General features: G+C 64.6%; 17 protein-coding genes. 5 read left to right on the top strand and 12 right to left on the bottom strand.

Going from position 1 to position 15,114, the window contains the following annotated elements; translation table 11 throughout:
- Positions 1-25 precede the first annotated feature (25 nt).
- A complete protein-coding gene (locus G5C50_RS10340) occupies positions 26-202 on the top strand; it encodes a hypothetical protein (RefSeq protein WP_165068615.1) in 177 nt (58 codons plus the stop codon).
- Here G5C50_RS10340 and G5C50_RS10345 read toward each other — a convergent pair.
- Complete coding sequence (locus G5C50_RS10345; protein WP_165068617.1) at positions 172-618, bottom strand: hypothetical protein; 447 nt, start codon at positions 616-618, stop codon at positions 172-174. The genes G5C50_RS10340 and G5C50_RS10345 overlap by 31 nt on opposite strands.
- Before the next feature lie 2 nt (positions 619-620).
- Here G5C50_RS10345 and G5C50_RS10350 point away from each other — a divergent pair, with 2 nt between their 5' ends.
- The gene (locus tag G5C50_RS10350) at positions 621-1,607 is read left to right on the top strand and encodes a carbohydrate kinase family protein (protein WP_240907042.1); all 987 of its coding nucleotides are present in this window, start codon (positions 621-623) and stop codon (positions 1,605-1,607) included.
- 26 nt (positions 1,608-1,633) lie between these two features.
- Here the strand turns inward: G5C50_RS10350 and G5C50_RS33185 are convergent, their stop codons facing one another.
- The gene (locus tag G5C50_RS33185; protein ID WP_407673514.1) at positions 1,634-1,885 is read right to left on the bottom strand and encodes a hypothetical protein; all 252 of its coding nucleotides are present in this window, start codon (positions 1,883-1,885) and stop codon (positions 1,634-1,636) included.
- On the opposite strand from G5C50_RS33185, the gene G5C50_RS32585 reads away from it, so the two are divergent.
- A complete protein-coding gene (locus tag G5C50_RS32585) occupies positions 1,826-2,350 on the top strand; it encodes a hypothetical protein (RefSeq protein ID WP_240907043.1) in 525 nt (174 codons plus the stop codon). The genes G5C50_RS33185 and G5C50_RS32585 overlap by 60 nt on opposite strands.
- Before the next feature lie 336 nt (positions 2,351-2,686).
- On the opposite strand, the gene G5C50_RS10360 is transcribed toward G5C50_RS32585, so the two are convergent.
- A complete protein-coding gene (locus G5C50_RS10360) occupies positions 2,687-3,109 on the bottom strand; it encodes an archease (RefSeq protein WP_240907044.1) in 423 nt (140 codons plus the stop codon).
- 75 nt (positions 3,110-3,184) lie between these two features.
- Here G5C50_RS10360 and bcp point away from each other — a divergent pair, with 75 nt between their 5' ends.
- Complete coding sequence (gene bcp / locus G5C50_RS10365) at positions 3,185-3,649, top strand: thioredoxin-dependent thiol peroxidase (RefSeq protein WP_165068625.1); 465 nt, start codon at positions 3,185-3,187, stop codon at positions 3,647-3,649.
- Positions 3,650-4,139: 490 nt separating this feature from the next.
- Here the strand turns inward: bcp and G5C50_RS10370 are convergent, their stop codons facing one another.
- The 5 genes from G5C50_RS10370 to G5C50_RS10390 form a co-directional block, all read right to left on the bottom strand.
- The gene (locus G5C50_RS10370) at positions 4,140-4,565 is read right to left on the bottom strand and encodes a hypothetical protein (protein WP_165068628.1); all 426 of its coding nucleotides are present in this window, start codon (positions 4,563-4,565) and stop codon (positions 4,140-4,142) included.
- Positions 4,566-4,662: 97 nt separating this feature from the next.
- Entirely contained in the window at positions 4,663-5,364 is a 702-nt protein-coding gene (locus G5C50_RS10375) for a sigma-70 family RNA polymerase sigma factor (protein WP_240907045.1), read from the bottom strand.
- A 183-nt stretch (positions 5,365-5,547) separates the two neighbouring features.
- A complete protein-coding gene (locus G5C50_RS10380; protein WP_165068630.1) occupies positions 5,548-6,564 on the bottom strand; it encodes an esterase/lipase family protein in 1,017 nt (338 codons plus the stop codon).
- Positions 6,561-7,241, bottom strand: coding sequence for an MgtC/SapB family protein (locus G5C50_RS10385; protein ID WP_206107634.1), 681 nt, complete (start codon positions 7,239-7,241; stop codon positions 6,561-6,563). Before G5C50_RS10385 ends, G5C50_RS10380 begins: the two co-directional genes overlap by 4 nt.
- Positions 7,242-7,256: 15 nt before the next feature.
- Positions 7,257-10,145: an ATP-dependent DNA helicase RecQ gene (locus G5C50_RS10390; RefSeq protein WP_165068633.1), complete on the bottom strand. Its 2,889-nt coding sequence runs from the start codon at positions 10,143-10,145 to the stop codon at positions 7,257-7,259.
- Between the two features lie 880 nt (positions 10,146-11,025).
- On the opposite strand from G5C50_RS10390, the gene G5C50_RS10395 reads away from it, so the two are divergent.
- Positions 11,026-11,226, top strand: a complete 201-nt coding sequence (locus G5C50_RS10395; RefSeq protein WP_165068636.1) for a hypothetical protein — start codon at positions 11,026-11,028, stop codon at positions 11,224-11,226.
- Between the two features lie 107 nt (positions 11,227-11,333).
- Here G5C50_RS10395 and G5C50_RS10400 read toward each other — a convergent pair whose 3' ends face one another.
- The 4 genes from G5C50_RS10400 to G5C50_RS10415 form a co-directional block, all read right to left on the bottom strand.
- Positions 11,334-12,011 carry a hypothetical protein gene (locus tag G5C50_RS10400; RefSeq protein WP_165068638.1) on the bottom strand — a complete coding sequence of 226 codons (678 nt, stop codon included), beginning with the start codon at positions 12,009-12,011 and terminating at the stop codon, positions 11,334-11,336.
- Between the two features lie 28 nt (positions 12,012-12,039).
- Positions 12,040-12,621: an orotate phosphoribosyltransferase gene (gene pyrE / locus G5C50_RS10405; protein ID WP_165068641.1), complete on the bottom strand. Its 582-nt coding sequence runs from the start codon at positions 12,619-12,621 to the stop codon at positions 12,040-12,042.
- A 619-nt stretch (positions 12,622-13,240) separates the two neighbouring features.
- Positions 13,241-13,558: a YacL family protein gene (locus G5C50_RS10410; protein ID WP_315852310.1), complete on the bottom strand. Its 318-nt coding sequence runs from the start codon at positions 13,556-13,558 to the stop codon at positions 13,241-13,243.
- Positions 13,559-14,311: 753 nt separating this feature from the next.
- Entirely contained in the window at positions 14,312-14,956 is a 645-nt protein-coding gene (locus G5C50_RS10415) for a choice-of-anchor R domain-containing protein (RefSeq protein ID WP_165068646.1), read from the bottom strand.
- Positions 14,957-15,114: the final 158 nt, after the last annotated feature.

The raw sequence follows: 15,114 nt of genomic DNA on the forward strand, positions 1-15,114 counted from the left end.
TCGATTTGTGAAGAAGACCGACGGGATGCCAGCCATCTGGGTTCAGCGAGGAGTGGACGGCGAGTTGGTGATCTCCGACGGCGTCACCCGCGCAACGCGGGTGGCGAAGCTTTTGCCGGGAGTCCTCGTCCGTGTCGAGGTGATTGGCGACCTGAAAGTGCCAGTAGGCCACTATCCAACGGTCGAAGAACGGCTCCCATGATGGACCTCGAGCGAGGAGAACTGCTGCGAGTCCTCGAAGAATTGAGTCAGGCCTGTCCTGAGTATCGCTTCGGGCAGATGATCGCCAATCTCGTCATGATGGCCCGGGGGGACGCGGAGGGCGCTCTTTGGGATCTGGACGACGACGAACTTCTCGATGCGGCCAGAAAACACCTGGCTGATATCAACGCCCGTCGAGAGCCAGCCGTCTGATTTTTCCCTCTCGACCATGCCGGCAAATGCTCTCCTCACGTCGTTTGATCCCCCGGAGATAGGCTGGCTCGGCCTCAGGCGATGCGCCTCGGGTCGTGCCTTGCGGCCGGGCTGGCTGCTGGTAAGGTAGATCGGCCGGGGCTTTGGCCCTGCGAGCGCCATCCGTTCGCGCGCATCGTCGCCTTCCACTTCGGGGACAGCCATCCGTGTCGACGCCCTCCTCTCCCTCGTCGCGACCCCCCGTCATCTCCGCGGGGATGGTTCTGGTCGACCATCTGACGCCGCCGATCCCTCGGATGCCGAAGGCCGGCGAGTTGATCGCCGTGGAACAGCTTTATCTCGCCACCGGCGGCGGTGTGTCGAACACGAGCATGGCGCTGGGGAGGCTGGGAGTGCCGGTCTCGGCGTCGGCCCGGATCGGCGACGACGCCTTCGGGCGGTTCATCGTCGAGACGCTGCAATCAGGAGGGGTCGGGACGGAGTACATCCAGGTCGACCCGGAGCGCGAGACCAGCCAGACGCTCATCGTGAACGTCCAGGGGGAGGACCGCCGGTTCATCCACACCCTGGGGGCGAACCGCGGCTATGAAGCGGCCGACATGGACGAGGCCCTCTCCGTCCCGCCCAAGGTCCTGCACATCGGCTACTTCCTGATCCTGCCGAAGCTGGACGGGGCCGAGTTGGCGAAGCGGCTCGCCCGCGTGCAGCAGGCCGGCGGCCACACGATCCTGGACGTCGTCACCCCGGGCGAGGGGGACTACATCACTCCCCTGCGCGAGGTGCTCCCCTACACCGACGTCTTCGTCCCCAACACCGACGAGGCCGCTCTCATCCTGGGCGAGCACGACCCGATCCGCCAGGCCCGCGCCTTCCGCGACATGGGAGCCCGCCGCGTTGTGGTGACGATGGGCGACCGGGGTCTGGTCTCGCTCTCGGACGACAACGAGGTCCGCATGGGCACCTTCCCCGTCACCTTCGTCGACGGCACCGGCGGCGGCGACTCGTTCAACGCCGGCTACATCGTCGGTCTTCTGGAAGGTCGCAATGAGATCGACTGCCTCACCCTCGCCAGTGCCGTCGGCGCGAGCTGCGTGCGTGAGGTCGGCGCCACCACCGGCGTCTTCCGCCGTGGCGAGGTCGACGAGTTTCTCGCCCGCCACGAGATCCCTGTCGACCGGATCGCGGTGAGCTGAGTTGGCGGGAAGTCGGCGAACCGTCGTCAGCGAGGCCGATAGTTGCTCCTGTCGAGACAGGCATCGTACAGGGGCCGATCGATTTCGATAGGGGTTGTGCCTCGGATTGGGTGCGGGTTCCTGGTTTTTCGACTCACCGGAAACGCGCTGAACATCTCGACGGAGCGGTTTTGGGATTTCGCAATTCCGCGAATCTCGGATACCGCCTCGGAGAGGTCTTGATCCTGACTGAAGACGACGCCGACGTCGTAGTCACTCCTCAGGGCGAGGCTGATCATATCCAGGGCGATGCGAACGTCGATTCCCTTTTCCTCGCCGGATCGCAAGATAATCTCACCTGGAATGCTTCGTCCATTGGGGAGCAGCAAGGACGTCGCCCTGTCCATCGGAGTTCCATCGCCAAGAGTCAAACGGGCGTGATCCCGGGCGAAGGAGATTCTTCGACTTCGAAACCGCAGGTCACGAGTGAAGACGTGCATGCGGGGGTGTCGACTCAGGAACCGCTTCTTGGCTGCCCAGAAATTGTGCCAGTATGGATCGTCGTCGAACTTGGGTACGCCCGTGTAAAAGCGAACCTGCCGGCATTCCCATCCCCGACCTTCGCAGATTCGGTCGGTCAGGGCGAGCGGATGATAATTCGGATAGTTGTAGTCGAACGCCTCGACGACCGAATGAAAGAGGTTCTGGCCGTCGACGAACGCCACCACTCGTTTGGGTGGAGTTGGAGGAACATGAGACGTTGAGACGGCGTCGTCTGGATTCACGTCATAAAAAAACCCTGCCCGGGGTCTCACTTTCATGAGACGAAGCGAGCAGGGGTTGAAAAGCCAATTTCAAGCACCCCATCCGGGGCCGGACGGCGAAGCGGATAGAGACGCAGATGGAGCGAAGAAACGATTGCCCGGGGCCTTTCGGCGATGCGTGCAACCATATTCCTCGTGGCTCTATTATCGTCGTCGACGCGGTGAGGTCAACAGATTTCTCCGAAGACTCAACCTCGCTTGGAGAGGTCGCTCCCGCCTTTCCATCTAGATAATACGATCCAAATGAGATAGTGGTTCGTGAATCGACCGGTCATCTCAGATGTCGACGATCACCTCGGCTCGCCAGCTATCCCCGGCCGGCTCCAGAACGAGCCCGTGATAGGTCGCGGCCTTGACCTCGTGGTCGAGGACGTGACGGTCGGGATCGATCGGTTCCCCGGCGATCGTCGCCGTGAGCGATCGGCCGTCGGGGGCGACCGAGACGTCGAACCGGCCGTAGAGCGCGTGACGAGTCTCGATCCGGAAGATCAGTTCATTGAGCCAGTCGACGAGCAGATGCGCGGGGGAGTCGGAGCCCAGTTCGACGATCTCTTCCTCGCGCGGCTCGATCGTCGAGCGGTCGGCGGTGACGACGTCGAACAGGCCCTCGGCGGCCGTGCGGAAGACGTCGTCAAGGTCGTCGGCCTCGATGCGCAGGCCCAGGTCGGCCGTATGGTCGAAGACTTCCACGCGTCCCACCGCAACCTCCCCTCGACGGCCGCCGCCGCCCCGATTACAAACGACCATCCGCCCGAAATCAGGAGCCTTCCCGCCATGCTCGAAACCGGTAAGCTCGCCCCCGACTTCACCCTCCCCGACCAGGACGGCAAGGAAACGACCCTCTCCAAGCTGAAAGGTTCGCCGGTCGTCCTTTACTTCTACCCCAAGGATGACACCTCCGGCTGCACCAAGGAAGCCTGCGCCTTCCGCGACGGCCACCCCGACTTCCAGGCCGCTGGTGCGACGGTCCTTGGGATCAGCCCGGATTCCTCGGCCTCGCACGCGAAGTTCGTCGGCAAGTACTCGCTCCCCTTCACGCTCCTGGCCGACGTCGACAAGACCGTCTGCGAGGCGTACGGCGTCTGGAAGGAGAAGAGCATGTACGGGCGTAAGTACATGGGCGTCGAGCGGACCACGTTCGTCATCGACCGCGACGGCAAGATCTCCCGGATCTTCCCCAAGGTCAAGGTTCCTGGCCATGCCGAGGCCGTCCTGGAAGCGGTCCGCGAGTTGAAGTGACCGCAGCTTGTTACGGTTGTGCGGATCGCGGGGCGTGTGCCGTTGCATACGCCGCGGTGTGCCGGAATCGCCGCGACGGAACCGTCGGTTCGGTGCCATTGTTAGTTGCGGGGATAATCCATCCCCGCGCTCTTTGGCATCCCGGTGGATACGAATGCCGACAGCGAATCATCGCGCGTTGTTTGCCGATCGAAGCCAACGGCGATGGTAGTAAACCCTTGGACCTCAGCGGGTTGCTGCCGAAACGAGGTTGGCTTCGATTGGAATCGAAGCCAAGCTGTCGGTGAGGCCCGCGGATTATGGTTCAGGCCGTCTCGCGCTGGGAACACTCAGCGCCGGGTGCCATGGCCACGCTTGCGTGGCCATGAACCGGTGTGAGACTAGAGAGCGACCGTCGGCGACGCATGGCCACGCAAGTGTGGCCATGGTACCCAGAGCCTACCTCATTCCGGCGGCGTTGAACGAGAAGCGTCGGAGACTGCGAGTCGAATCAATCCGGCCTGAAGTCGACTCCGGCGACTCGTCCATTCTTGATCGTGACGACTCCACACGCGACGTGAGATCGCGGGGCTGTCGGGTCTCGGAAGTCGATTGAGCCGTCGGAGATTAGACGCTCATCGGTCATGACTTCGCCGGATTCCTGGTAGCCCGCCATGTGACGGCGAACTTCCTCCACGGTCATTCCCGGCTTTATCGTGTCGAGTCGATGGCGAAGCGACCCCATCCCCGTCTGCGTTGCTTTGAAGGCAACAGCTAGGACAACCACAGCCAGTGCCAGTTGCTTGACGGAGAAACGCCTTCCAAGTAGACCGCCGATCAGGGCCAGATTCGCAAACCCATAGACGAAGCCTGAGACGGTCGAGAATTCGCCCTTCTCCACGAAGGCGGAGATCAGGATGGTGACAAGCCCACCCACGACAAGAGCCTGACGCATCGATCGAAGGGCCTCGTTACCCAGGATCGTCCCGCGATCCGCCTAAGAGGTTCCTCTGGTCGTGCCTTACATCGTCGCCTCAGGCCGTCTCGCGCTGGGAAGACTCAGCGCGGACCTGGGTTTCGGTGAAGGCGTCAAGCTCGTGACCGTGGCGGAGGTGTTGTTCGAGCTTGCGGAGGGCCTTGTACTTCTCGTCGCTGACCCGGTTGACGGCGATTTTGAGGTCGGCGCCGATTTCGGGGACCGACCAGCCGCGCATCCAGAGTTCGACGATCCGGTCCTGGCGGGGCGTCAGCACGGCGCGGCGGGCGGACTCGAGGATCTCGCCGAGTTCCAGGCGGTCTCGATGACGCTGCTCGGCGTCGGGGGCGGGAAGGGCCAGGGAGTCGAGCGGCTGGTGCCGCTTGGCGCGCTGGACGCGCTTGCGGACCATGTCGATCGCCCGGACGAGTTCCCGGCGTTCCGGGGTGTCGTCGGCGAGAACCTGGGCGAGGTCGAGCCGGCCGTCGCGAGCCTTGGTAAGCAGGCGGCAGCAGACTTCCTGGGTGCAGTCGTCCCAGACGCGGGGGTCGAGCCGGGCGTTCCGCCAGCAGACCGTGCAGTAGCGCTGGATGTCGCGCACCAGGTCCGATTCGGACGCCTGGGCCGTCAGCGCGGCCAGGCCGATGACCAGGGCCATCGCGGCCGGGCCGGCTTTATACGTGCGAGCCAGTACGCCTGCTCCACCTTCGGGAGTAGGCTGTTCGGGCTGGGCCGTCTTGTCGGTGGTTGCTTCCTTCATGTCGCCTGCGGCCTGATGGTTCGGGCAGGAATGACGGGGCCGCCGTCTTCGTCTTCTACAAGACGAGCGTCCGGCCGATCCTCGCCGGAAATCAACCCGATCTCTTTGGATTCGTGTCCTGGTTCTACACTAAGCCGGGACGGAATCGCAAGTTGAAATCGATCCAGTGGAGGGGCTTGTTGCCTAGCGGCGGTTCTCTTGAAGCAGAATGCGGCGGACTTCGGCGATCATCTGGGGGGAGTCCAGGCAGAAGTGGCCGGCCGGGATGATGGTTTCCGAGGCCGCGCCCTCAACGTGGGCGCTGGAGTAGGCGACCACGCCGTCGTTTCCGCTTGGACCGGCAGGGCCGTTCTTGACGGGGATGATCGAATGCCAGGAGACGGTCGCTGGAGGCCGCAACTCAACCATCTCGCGGATGATGGGTGAATTCCACCGCATGTCGTCGATGCTCGTCGTCAGGCTTCCCCGGAACGTCGGCTTGAAGAAGTTCGGAGGGTTGGCGGCGACCAGGCGGTCGTGGGCCTTCAGCAAGGCGTCTGGTCGTGGGACGAACCGTGTCGCAACGTCGTGGAGGAGCCACTGATTGGGGGTGCCGCCGCGATGGGGGGTGGCGAGGAAGACGACCGTCTTGACTTCGGGGATCGCCCGGAACATCAGCGTCTCTCTTGCGAGGGACAGGTCGGCGGGATCACCCGTGAGCTTCGAGGGCTCCTCGTCGCTGACGAGCCGCCAGAACCGGTCGCCGCCGTCGACGGCCGCGAGCTTGGCCACCAGCCCTCCCATGCTGTGGCCGATGAGGATCATGCGATCGAGTGCCGGGTCGCGTCGGTCGGGGTCGACTCGGTGGCGGGTCTCGGCGATCGCTCGTCGCAAGATCATGGTCGAGTAGGCGAGCGGGTCGTTGCTGGCGTAGCCGAAGGTCCAGATCTGATAGGCCGAGGTGAACTGGGGATCGGCCTCCAGGGCTCGGATCAGAGGCGTCCAGCAGGTGGGGTTGAACCAGAGCCCCGGAATCAGCACGACGGGGATTTTCCCCGGTTGGTAGGGGGAAGGGATCGACAGCCCCATCGGCTCGATTCGGAGCCGGTTGACCGATGTGGGGGATGGCGTCGACTCGTCCTCGCGAGCCTTGGCCGGCCCCGCCGAGACGGACAACGCGACGATCAGTCCCCAGATCGCAAGACGATGCACCGGACTCATGCCGTCCTTCCTTCATACGAGACTTCGAGAACGCCCTCGGTCGCCTGGAGCTTCGCCGTCAGGGCGAGCAGCGAAGCGTCGGACAGGCCGACGACCATCGCCTCCAATCGACGCGTCCCAGGCTTGTCGCCAGGACAGGATTTGAGCGAAGGAACGTCCAGGCCGGCTTCGACAAAGGCGGATCGCAGCACGCGGTCCGCCGCCTCAGGACTCTCCATCAGCAATGATACAACGCGGAGTCCAGGGCCGACGACGATTCGATCCTCGACCCACTTCATCAAGGTCAAGACGACCAGGATGATCGCGGTCGCCGCGACCGCCGCCGTGAACATGCCCCCTCCCGCCGCCAGGCCGACCGCCGCGACGGCCCAGATGTTCGCCGCCGTGGTCAGCCCCAACACGGCCTCATTGCGGCGGAGGATCGCCCCCGCGCCGAGGAAGCCGATCCCGCTGACCACCTGGGCGGCGACCCGCGAGGGATCGAGCTGGACCAGAGACGGCCGCAGAACCGGATCGAACCCGTGAGCCGAGACGATCATGAACAGGGCCGAGCCCAGGCAGACCAGCATGTGCGTCCGCAGGCCCGCCGCCTTATCCGCGCGATGACGCTCAACCCCGATCGCCCCGCCCAGCGCCGCAGCCGTCGTCAGCCGGATCATCAGGTCCAACGTCGTCATCGTCGACCCCCAGGATCAGCCGCCGGTCCGGCAGGCGCGGAAGAGCGGCCAGAGATGGACCCGATCGGCGGGCTCTTCCGGCGGCTCGCCTCCGGGATGGGCCGCAAGCCAGGCGTCCCACGCCGTGACGACTTCCGCGGGCGCGACGGCCGTTGCCTCCAACGTCTTCCCACGCCGGGCCATCCAGACGAGATGCCTCACGACCACTGTGGGATCGATCCCCCGGATCGCAGCCGCCTCGTCGATCGAGAACCCCCGATCCACCAGCCGCCAGGTCCACTCCTCGGTCGAGACGTGGTCGGAGGCCGTCGCGGGCCGTGGCTTCGGAGCCTGGGGCGGGACGGACACGGTGGGAGCCGGGGAGGGAGCGGGTCGCGCGGGAGGCTCCTCCGGGGTCGGCTCGATCGGGGGATTTCCGGCGGGAGGCGCGGTCGGCCGAGGTTTCGGCGGGGCCTCGGTCTTGGGGGGCGTCGCGGCGGGAAAGCCGGCGATGGCGGCGAGGATCGCGTCGCCGTAGCGATCGATCCGGGCTCGCCCGAGGCCTTTGACGTCGTTCAACTCGGCCGGCGAGGCGGGACGCTGGCGGACCAGGGCTTCCAGGGTTTGGTTGGTGAAGATGCAGTAGGCGGGCTGGGAGACCTCGCGAGCCCACTGCTGGCGGAGAGCCTTGAGCCGCTCATAGGCCGGATCGCCGGCGAGATCGGACGCTTCGGAGGACCCTCCGGCAGGTTCCGAGGTCGCCTTCGACGGGGAGGAGGAAGACCGGTGCAGCGAGCCGAACTTGCGGGCCACGTCTCGGGGGAGCGACAGGCTCAGCGCGGGGGCCTCGTCGCGGTCGCGGAGCCAGTTCAGGCCGGCCTCGCTCAGAGCGACGACCGGCTTGAAGCCGTCGACCGCCTGGCTTTCGACCATCCCCGCACCTCCGAGGGCCTCGATCAGGTCAGCGATTTCCTTGTGGGTGAGGCCGCTGTTGCGGAGGATGCCGTAGGTACTCAGGTTTTGGAGGCCGCTCCGGCTCATCTTCTCCGAGTCCGAGCCCGCGAGCATCTGGGCGACCGCCGTCTTGCCGAACTTCCCCTTCGCCCGGGCCACTCCGGAGAGGACCTTCTGGATCGTCTCGCGAGTCTCGGGGCTGTCGATCACCGTGGCGTCGACGCGGGCCGAGCCGCCGTCGTCGGACCGGCAGTTGTCGCAGCCGCCGCAGTGCTCGGAGAGGTTCGCTCGCTCGCCGAAGTAGCTGAGAATCAGCGACCGGCGGCAGATCGGGCTCATCGCGTACTGGGTCATCCGGTCGAGCTTCTCGTACTCGTGCCGCTTGCGGGCTTCCAGCCGGCGGAAGTCGATCTCCAGGTCGCGGGCCTTTCGCGTGCGGTCGACGACCCGGAGGGCGTTGCCTCGGAACGGGGGGACGTAGACGATCGGCAGTTCGGCGGTGAGCCCCTTCATCGCCCGGTTGAACGCCGGCCGGTCGATCGCCAGAGCGGTGGCCAGCTCGTCGGGGCGGAAGTAGCAGGATTCACCCACGCGGCCTCGGGCCATCGCCTCGAGCCCCGCCAGGACCGCCCGTTTCACCGGGGCCTGAGGGCTGACGCGGTCGACGAGGCTCCCCTCCAACTCATCCGCCTCGACGTTGAACCGCACGATCGCCATGTTCTCTCGGGGGGAGAATTTCTCGATCGCCCCGCAGTCGTCGAGAATCTTGAGGGCGGCTCCCACGCCCGATTCCTTCACATCCACGTCCGACTGCTCCAGGATCTGGGCGTGGGTCAGCTCGATCGGGTCGTCGTCAAGGGCTCGGAGGAACTCGTAGACCTGGTTCACGGCCTGTCGCGGCGGGAACTCATTCTCGATGAACATCTCCTGGAGCCGGCGGTCGCCCCCGGAGTACAGGAGGACGCAGACCGAGCGTTCGCCGTCGCGGCCTGCGCGGCCGGCCTCCTGGTAGTAGGCCTCAATGGTGCCGGGCATGTTGAAATGGACGACCGAGCGGATGTCCGGCTTGTCGACCCCCATCCCGAAGGCGTTGGTCGCGACGACGACGTCGGCATCGCCGTTCATGAAGGCGTCCTGGGCCTGGGCTCTCGCGTCGCGATCCAGCCCGGCGTGATAGACGACGACCCGCCTCTTCAGCTCCCGAGAGACGTAGCCGGCGACGGTCTCGCAGCGGGCCCGGCTGGATGCATAAATCACCGAGGCGCCTGGATTTCGGTCGAGGACCCGGCTCAACTCCTCCAGCTTGGCCTCATCGCGGCCGGTCCGGGCGACGACGTACCGGAGGTTGGGGCGGTCGAAGCCGGTGACGAAGAGGCGAGGGTCTTGAAGACCCAGTTGCTCGGCCACGTCGCGCTGGACGACGTCGGTGGCGGTCGCGGTCAGGGCGATGCAAGGGGGCGACCCAATCCGTCGGCGGGCTTCGCCAAGGCGGGCGTAGTCGGGACGGAAGTCGTGTCCCCACTGGCTGATGCAGTGCGCCTCGTCGATCGCCAGGAGGGCCGGCCGTACCCGGGCCATCAGGTTCGTGAACCGGCCGCCGCGGAACCGCTCGGGGGCGACGTAGACGAGGTCGTAAAGGCCCGCCTCGATCTCGGCCATCCGCTGCGTCTGGACGGCCGGGTCGATGGTGCTGTTGAGCAGCGTCGCTCTCACCCCGCGCTGGGTGAGGGCGTCCACCTGATCCTTCATGAGGGCGATGAGTGGACTGACGACGAGGGTCAACCCGGGAACGACCACCGCCGGAAGCTGATAGCAAAGGCTTTTGCCGCCGCCGGTGGGCATGACGCAAAGGACGTCTCGACCGGCCAGAACGGCCTCGATGACGTCGCGTTGGCCGGGACGGAAGTCCTTCAGCCCAAACCGCCCGCGGAGCGCCTGCTCCAGATCGACCGTCCCACCGACGAGACTCATGGACGCGGCCCCCGCCCTCCCCTCGGCCGCGAACCCAACGGGGGTCGCCGCCCTCAGACTTATTATAGACGGCGCGTCGGGGATCGCGTCAGACCAGCCCGACGCGTCGGCCGTGGTCGTGTCGCCTCCGAGGCTCGGATTTCGAAGACATCAGGACGATCAGAATAATGACGTAATTTTATTTGACATGCGCGTCGGCGGCTTGTAGCTTTTTCCTTCGAGCCACCCGCTTCAACCCGAAGCGGCCGGACCTCCGACCCCGTTGAGGGTCGCTCGCCCGACCCTTCCCGTTCCTTCGGGAGGGCTCCCCCTCACCTCGGTTTCGTACCGCAGAGATTTTGGGCGCGAGTTTTGCTCAACTTCCGACGGCCGAATCAGTCCAGTTGAGACGGCCTCTTCTTTGTGGACGACGATCGACGTGATTGTGGATTCCGACAGCCGACTCAGGATTCATGCCATGAACTCCGGTCTCGACTGCCAACTCGACGAAGCCGCTGTAGCGCAGTTTAAACTGCGGCGCCGCCAGGCAAGGAGGTTGGCCCATGCAGCTTCTCGCACTTCAAATTGGAATCCCTCGGATTCTTCGTATTGTTGTTGAGCCCTCCCGCAGGAGAAAGCGTTCCTCTCCCGGACCGCTTTCACGCCTCCTCTCCTGCGAATGTGTACTACCCGTTGAATAGCATTCGTCGATCCGCCGCCTCCGGTCATCGATGATCTCGCCGGGAGACGCCGGACGCCACCACCGAAGACCGCCGATCAGCGCGTCGCATCGCCCAGGGAACGGCCTGCAACGCCCCTCGCTCGCCGCGAGGTCGACCGGATGGTTCCACTCTCTCTTGAAACATTTGCCGTTAAAGTTGTTAGGACGATGGGCCAAGACATGAATTCGACTTCCTCCTCACGTTCCGAGTCGCCGGTCGCGGCCTCCCACGAGGGCCTCGACCTGCTGGACTCCCGCCTCTGGGAGCGGGCTCGCCGCAACCTGCGGTTGCTGTACAACGGCGGACGGCTCGCACCGGCCGTCGCTCAGACTCCGAGCACCGGCGTCGGTCCGCTCGCCGTCGCGAATACGAAGATCTGAAGAAGTCGCTCACCCGCCTCTGATCGCTCCCCGCCGGGCTGAACCCCTCGCGGTTCGCTCTCAATCCCTTCTTGGATTTGCATGCATTAACGACGGCCGAACGTCGTTCACGCCCTGACGCTCTCCCGCCGATCCGCCTGATAGACCCAGGCGTTGCCCCGTTTCCCGACGGTTTTCACCGCGCCGGAGAGACGCAAGCAGTAAGCGACTCGCTGAGCAAACGGGACGGAGTTGCCTAGTTTGCGCGCAAGTTCGGCCGTGGTGAACGGCTCGGAATGAGAAATTCCGAGAGGAAGCAGTTCCCAAAGATCGTCGGCCGTAACGATCGAGAGGGTTGAAAGCACAGAAACCAGGCGGCGATCGACGACCGCGTATCCCGGCCTCCGCCTTCGGGGCACTCGGACCTCTTCAACGGCCACCCCGATCAGTTCGACGGTCAGGTTCGGCTCGGGGATTAGCACTGCGAGGCCCACAAGGTCGTCAAAGGCTTTGACGAGCTGTCCGCGCCAGGGGCTATGCCGTTTCGACAGATCGGGGCCGTCCGGAGTCGCTCGGCGGATGACCACTCGCCGTGTGACGATCGGTTTGACCACTCGGATCCGATGCTGAGGAAGCAGGCTTCGCAACTTCGGCTTCAACGGCCCCAGTGCGCCGGACTGGATTTCGACGAGCGAGCCGTCGCCGGCGACGGCGTCGATCCGGAAGCCGGCCACGGCGACCTCGCACTGGCCGCCGCTTTCGATCCCGTGGATTTCCTTGAGCCGGCGGTGCAGGCTGGTCTCCATCCCTGTCGGTCCATCCTTGGGGCGTGGGTCAGTCGCGGGCGAGGGGTTCGACGCCGAGGTCGCGGATCGTCAGAAGGCTCTTGAACGCGAGCCCCCGGGCGGCGAAGTTCTCGGCGGCCCCTTCCAGGCGGTCGAGCACGGCGATCACGACGGCCACCTTGCAGCCCATGGCTTCGACGGCGTCCACGGCCTGGAGCGACGAGCCGCCGGTGGTGGCGACGTCGTCCACGATCGCGACGGTCGAGCCCGGCTCCAGCGGGCCCTCAACGAGGTTCCCCGTTCCGTGCCCCTTGGCCTGCTTGCGGACGAGGAAGCCCCGGAGGCTCCCCAGCCCCACCTCAGGCGCGATGGCCAGCGAAGCGCCGACGATCGGGTCAGCGCCCATCGTGAGCCCCCCCACGGCGGCGATTTCGGGGTGGTCCTTGAGCGTGTGCAGCATCCCCCGGGCGATCAGCCGGACCCCCTCGGCCCCCAGCGTGACCTTGCGGCCGTCGATGTAATAGTGGGAGCTTCGTCCGCTCGCCAGGGTGAACTGGCCGAGTCGCAGCGAGTCGCGCTTGAGCAATTCGACGAGCCGGCCGCGGCCCTCGTCGTTCCATTCCACGGACATGGGCGCGGATCCTTTCGTGCCGTCGTCGGAGTCGAGTGAGGCTTAGCCATCCAGGCTAGCACCCCAGGCGATCCGATCCAAGGCCCCTGCTCCGCGACGTCGCGTCCCCGATCGGGGCGTGCGCATCTGGTCATCGGTGCAGACGGCGCGGCACAATAGTCGTGCCAGTGGGGGAGCAAGCCTCCGCCCCACCCTCGTCGTCCCGGACCCTCGGCGATGATTTTGCGATGTTGAAGACAACCGAAATGTCCTGAACCCTGGCGAGATCCAGGAATGTCTCGGTTTTCCCCTCCCCGGACCGACGGGCGAGGAAGACGGAAAAATGAACTGACACCGGTTTTCCCCCCCCGGACCGACGGGCGAGGAAGACGGAAAAATGAACTGACACCGGTTTTCCCCGGACACCGGTTTTCCCCGAGAAAGCCGCCGGCCGTCATCCGCTGGCCTACGGGGATTAGGCCGACCGACCCCGAGGGGAAGCTGAGATTGGCCCCCTTGAACGGGAGGACCAGGGCCGCGAGGTTGACGTACTCCTGGCCGATCTGATCGGAGTCTCCGTCGACCAGGGCCTGGACGAACCGGCCGGGCGTCTACACTTTTCTTGCTCGGCTTGACTCTGTCAGGAGGAAATGCACGCCTTCCAGGCCTCAATGCAGTCACGAAACACATCGCAGGGAAGGTGGGCGTCACCAAGGCCGTCGTCCCACTCATTGTGGATGACTACCGCTTCAGGTCGAATCGTCACAGTGTGCGCATTGCCGGTGCCTGACCACTCGGCTCGATGCCCAGCCTTGACATCTTCAAGGATATCGAGCAGGTTTTGGCACGCGCTTAGGCTACGCTGAACGTCCTGTTCGAGATAAGCGGCGATCAGGGGGTGCAGGTCATTGGCGTCCACCCGGAAGCATCCCTCTTCATCTCGGTAGCAATTGATGATAAGTTTGCCTCAGGGCGGAAAATCGGTGTCAGTTCTATTTCCAAGGGCGGAAAATCGGTGTCAGTTCTATTTCCTCGGAAAATCGGTGTCAGTTCTATTTCCTCGGAAAATCGGTGTCAGTTCTATTTCCTGGAAAAAGGCGGAAAATCGGTGGACGGAAAAATGAACTGGCACCGGTTTTCTGCGGAAAAATGAACTGACACCGGTTTTCTCCCGGAAAAATGAACTGACACCGGTTTTCTCCCCTGAACTGACACCGGTTTTCTCCCCCTAACGGACACCGGTTTTCTCCCCCTGGGTCGAGCGGCGGAATACTGGGCTCTGGAAGGTCGTCGACGAGAAGTCCGGCAAGGCTCGATACGTCCGGTTCAGCGAGCCGGGTGCGGCCGACCTCTCCGGATGCTTCCCCGACGGCCGACGCTTTGAGCTGGAGGTCAAGCGGAAGGACGAACGACCTCGCCTCGAACAGGTCCGCTGGCTCAGAAGCGTCAACCGCTGGGCCCCCGCCTTCTGGGTCGATTCGGTCGACTGGCTCAAGCGGATCCTGCCGCCGCTCCTCGAAGGGGCGATCGTCGAATACCTGCCCGATCGTTGGCGGTTCAGCGAGAAGCTGAAGCTTCCCAACGGGGCGGAGCACTCGATCTGGCTCTTCGAGGCGGGCGGCGACTATGACCTCGGCTGGCCCAAACGGCCGGAAGGACGAGGATGACGGTCCGCGGCGGGGGGCGTCAGTGCCTCCAAGTATCGGCGAGATCAGCTCCGGACCGAGTTGCGCCGCAACTTTGCGACGGCCAGGCCGACGACCCCGGCAATGCCCGCGAGGGCGATCGACGACGGCTCGGGGACCACCGGCGAATCCAGCCGAAATAGGGGGACGAAACCGTCCAACGCGCCGGTGAAGAAGGGATTGGAGTAATAGGTTCGCAGGAAGGTTGCGCCAGGACCTGTCGGCAGGCCTCTGTCGGAGGCCCAACCGAAGTCACCCCCGGTCACTGAGAGTTGGAGCCAGTAACTCGTCTGGGCTTGCAGGAGGATCGGCGTCGTCGCCGTAAACGTGATCGGGAGCGAATCAATCCGATCCATGCCGACCGCCGTGCTGTTCAGCGTCGCCAGGAGGGCGCCGGGAGTATTGGGATCCGCGTCATTGGTCGTGCGCAGAGTGGCCGTCACATGGGCCCCGAGACGGATCGACAACTCGAACGTAGCGGAGTCCAACCATTGGGGCGAATCCCCGACCTTGAACTCCACCGCGAGTCTTAGGTCAATGGATGTGGCAGCACCTGCCGTCCAATACGGCGTGTAGTTGCCGATGATCAGATCCGCCTTAGCAGGGACCGCCGCCCCAAACGCCAGCACGAACGTCAGACTCGCGAACCCGATCCATCTCGAAACGGCCATCTCAACAACCTCTGCATCGTAGGTATCATCCTGGCCCGCCCCGACATGCCATCGTCGGCGATTGGCGAGCAACCATGGTTGGTAGTCATCTTAACGAAATTCATAGTAGAGTCCCATGGGGAGGCAGCTTAAGTGAATGCATGCTATCGCTGTGTGGC

This window comes from Paludisphaera rhizosphaerae (assembly GCF_011065895.1).
GTDB lineage: Bacteria > Planctomycetota > Planctomycetia > Isosphaerales > Isosphaeraceae > Paludisphaera > Paludisphaera rhizosphaerae.

Excerpts from the sequence above, each read along its gene's own strand:
- G5C50_RS10340 (WP_165068615.1), top strand. The coding sequence starts at position 26 with ATGCCAGCCATCTGGGTTCAGCGAGGAGTGGACGGCGAGTTGGTGATC.
- G5C50_RS10385 (WP_206107634.1), bottom strand. The coding sequence starts at position 7,241 with ATGACGACGTTGGACCTGATGATCCGGCTGACGACGGCTGCGGCGCTG.
- G5C50_RS10380 (WP_165068630.1), bottom strand. The coding sequence starts at position 6,564 with ATGAGTCCGGTGCATCGTCTTGCGATCTGGGGACTGATCGTCGCGTTG.
- bcp (WP_165068625.1), top strand. The coding sequence starts at position 3,185 with ATGCTCGAAACCGGTAAGCTCGCCCCCGACTTCACCCTCCCCGACCAG.
- G5C50_RS10395 (WP_165068636.1), top strand. The coding sequence starts at position 11,026 with ATGAATTCGACTTCCTCCTCACGTTCCGAGTCGCCGGTCGCGGCCTCC.
- G5C50_RS10390 (WP_165068633.1), bottom strand. The coding sequence starts at position 10,145 with ATGAGTCTCGTCGGTGGGACGGTCGATCTGGAGCAGGCGCTCCGCGGG.
- G5C50_RS10415 (WP_165068646.1), bottom strand. The coding sequence starts at position 14,956 with ATGGCCGTTTCGAGATGGATCGGGTTCGCGAGTCTGACGTTCGTGCTG.
- G5C50_RS10375 (WP_240907045.1), bottom strand. The coding sequence starts at position 5,364 with ATGAAGGAAGCAACCACCGACAAGACGGCCCAGCCCGAACAGCCTACT.
- pyrE (WP_165068641.1), bottom strand. The coding sequence starts at position 12,621 with ATGTCCGTGGAATGGAACGACGAGGGCCGCGGCCGGCTCGTCGAATTG.
- G5C50_RS10345 (WP_165068617.1), bottom strand. The coding sequence starts at position 618 with ATGGCTGTCCCCGAAGTGGAAGGCGACGATGCGCGCGAACGGATGGCG.
- G5C50_RS33185 (WP_407673514.1), bottom strand. The coding sequence starts at position 1,885 with ATGATCAGCCTCGCCCTGAGGAGTGACTACGACGTCGGCGTCGTCTTC.
- G5C50_RS10400 (WP_165068638.1), bottom strand. The coding sequence starts at position 12,011 with ATGGAGACCAGCCTGCACCGCCGGCTCAAGGAAATCCACGGGATCGAA.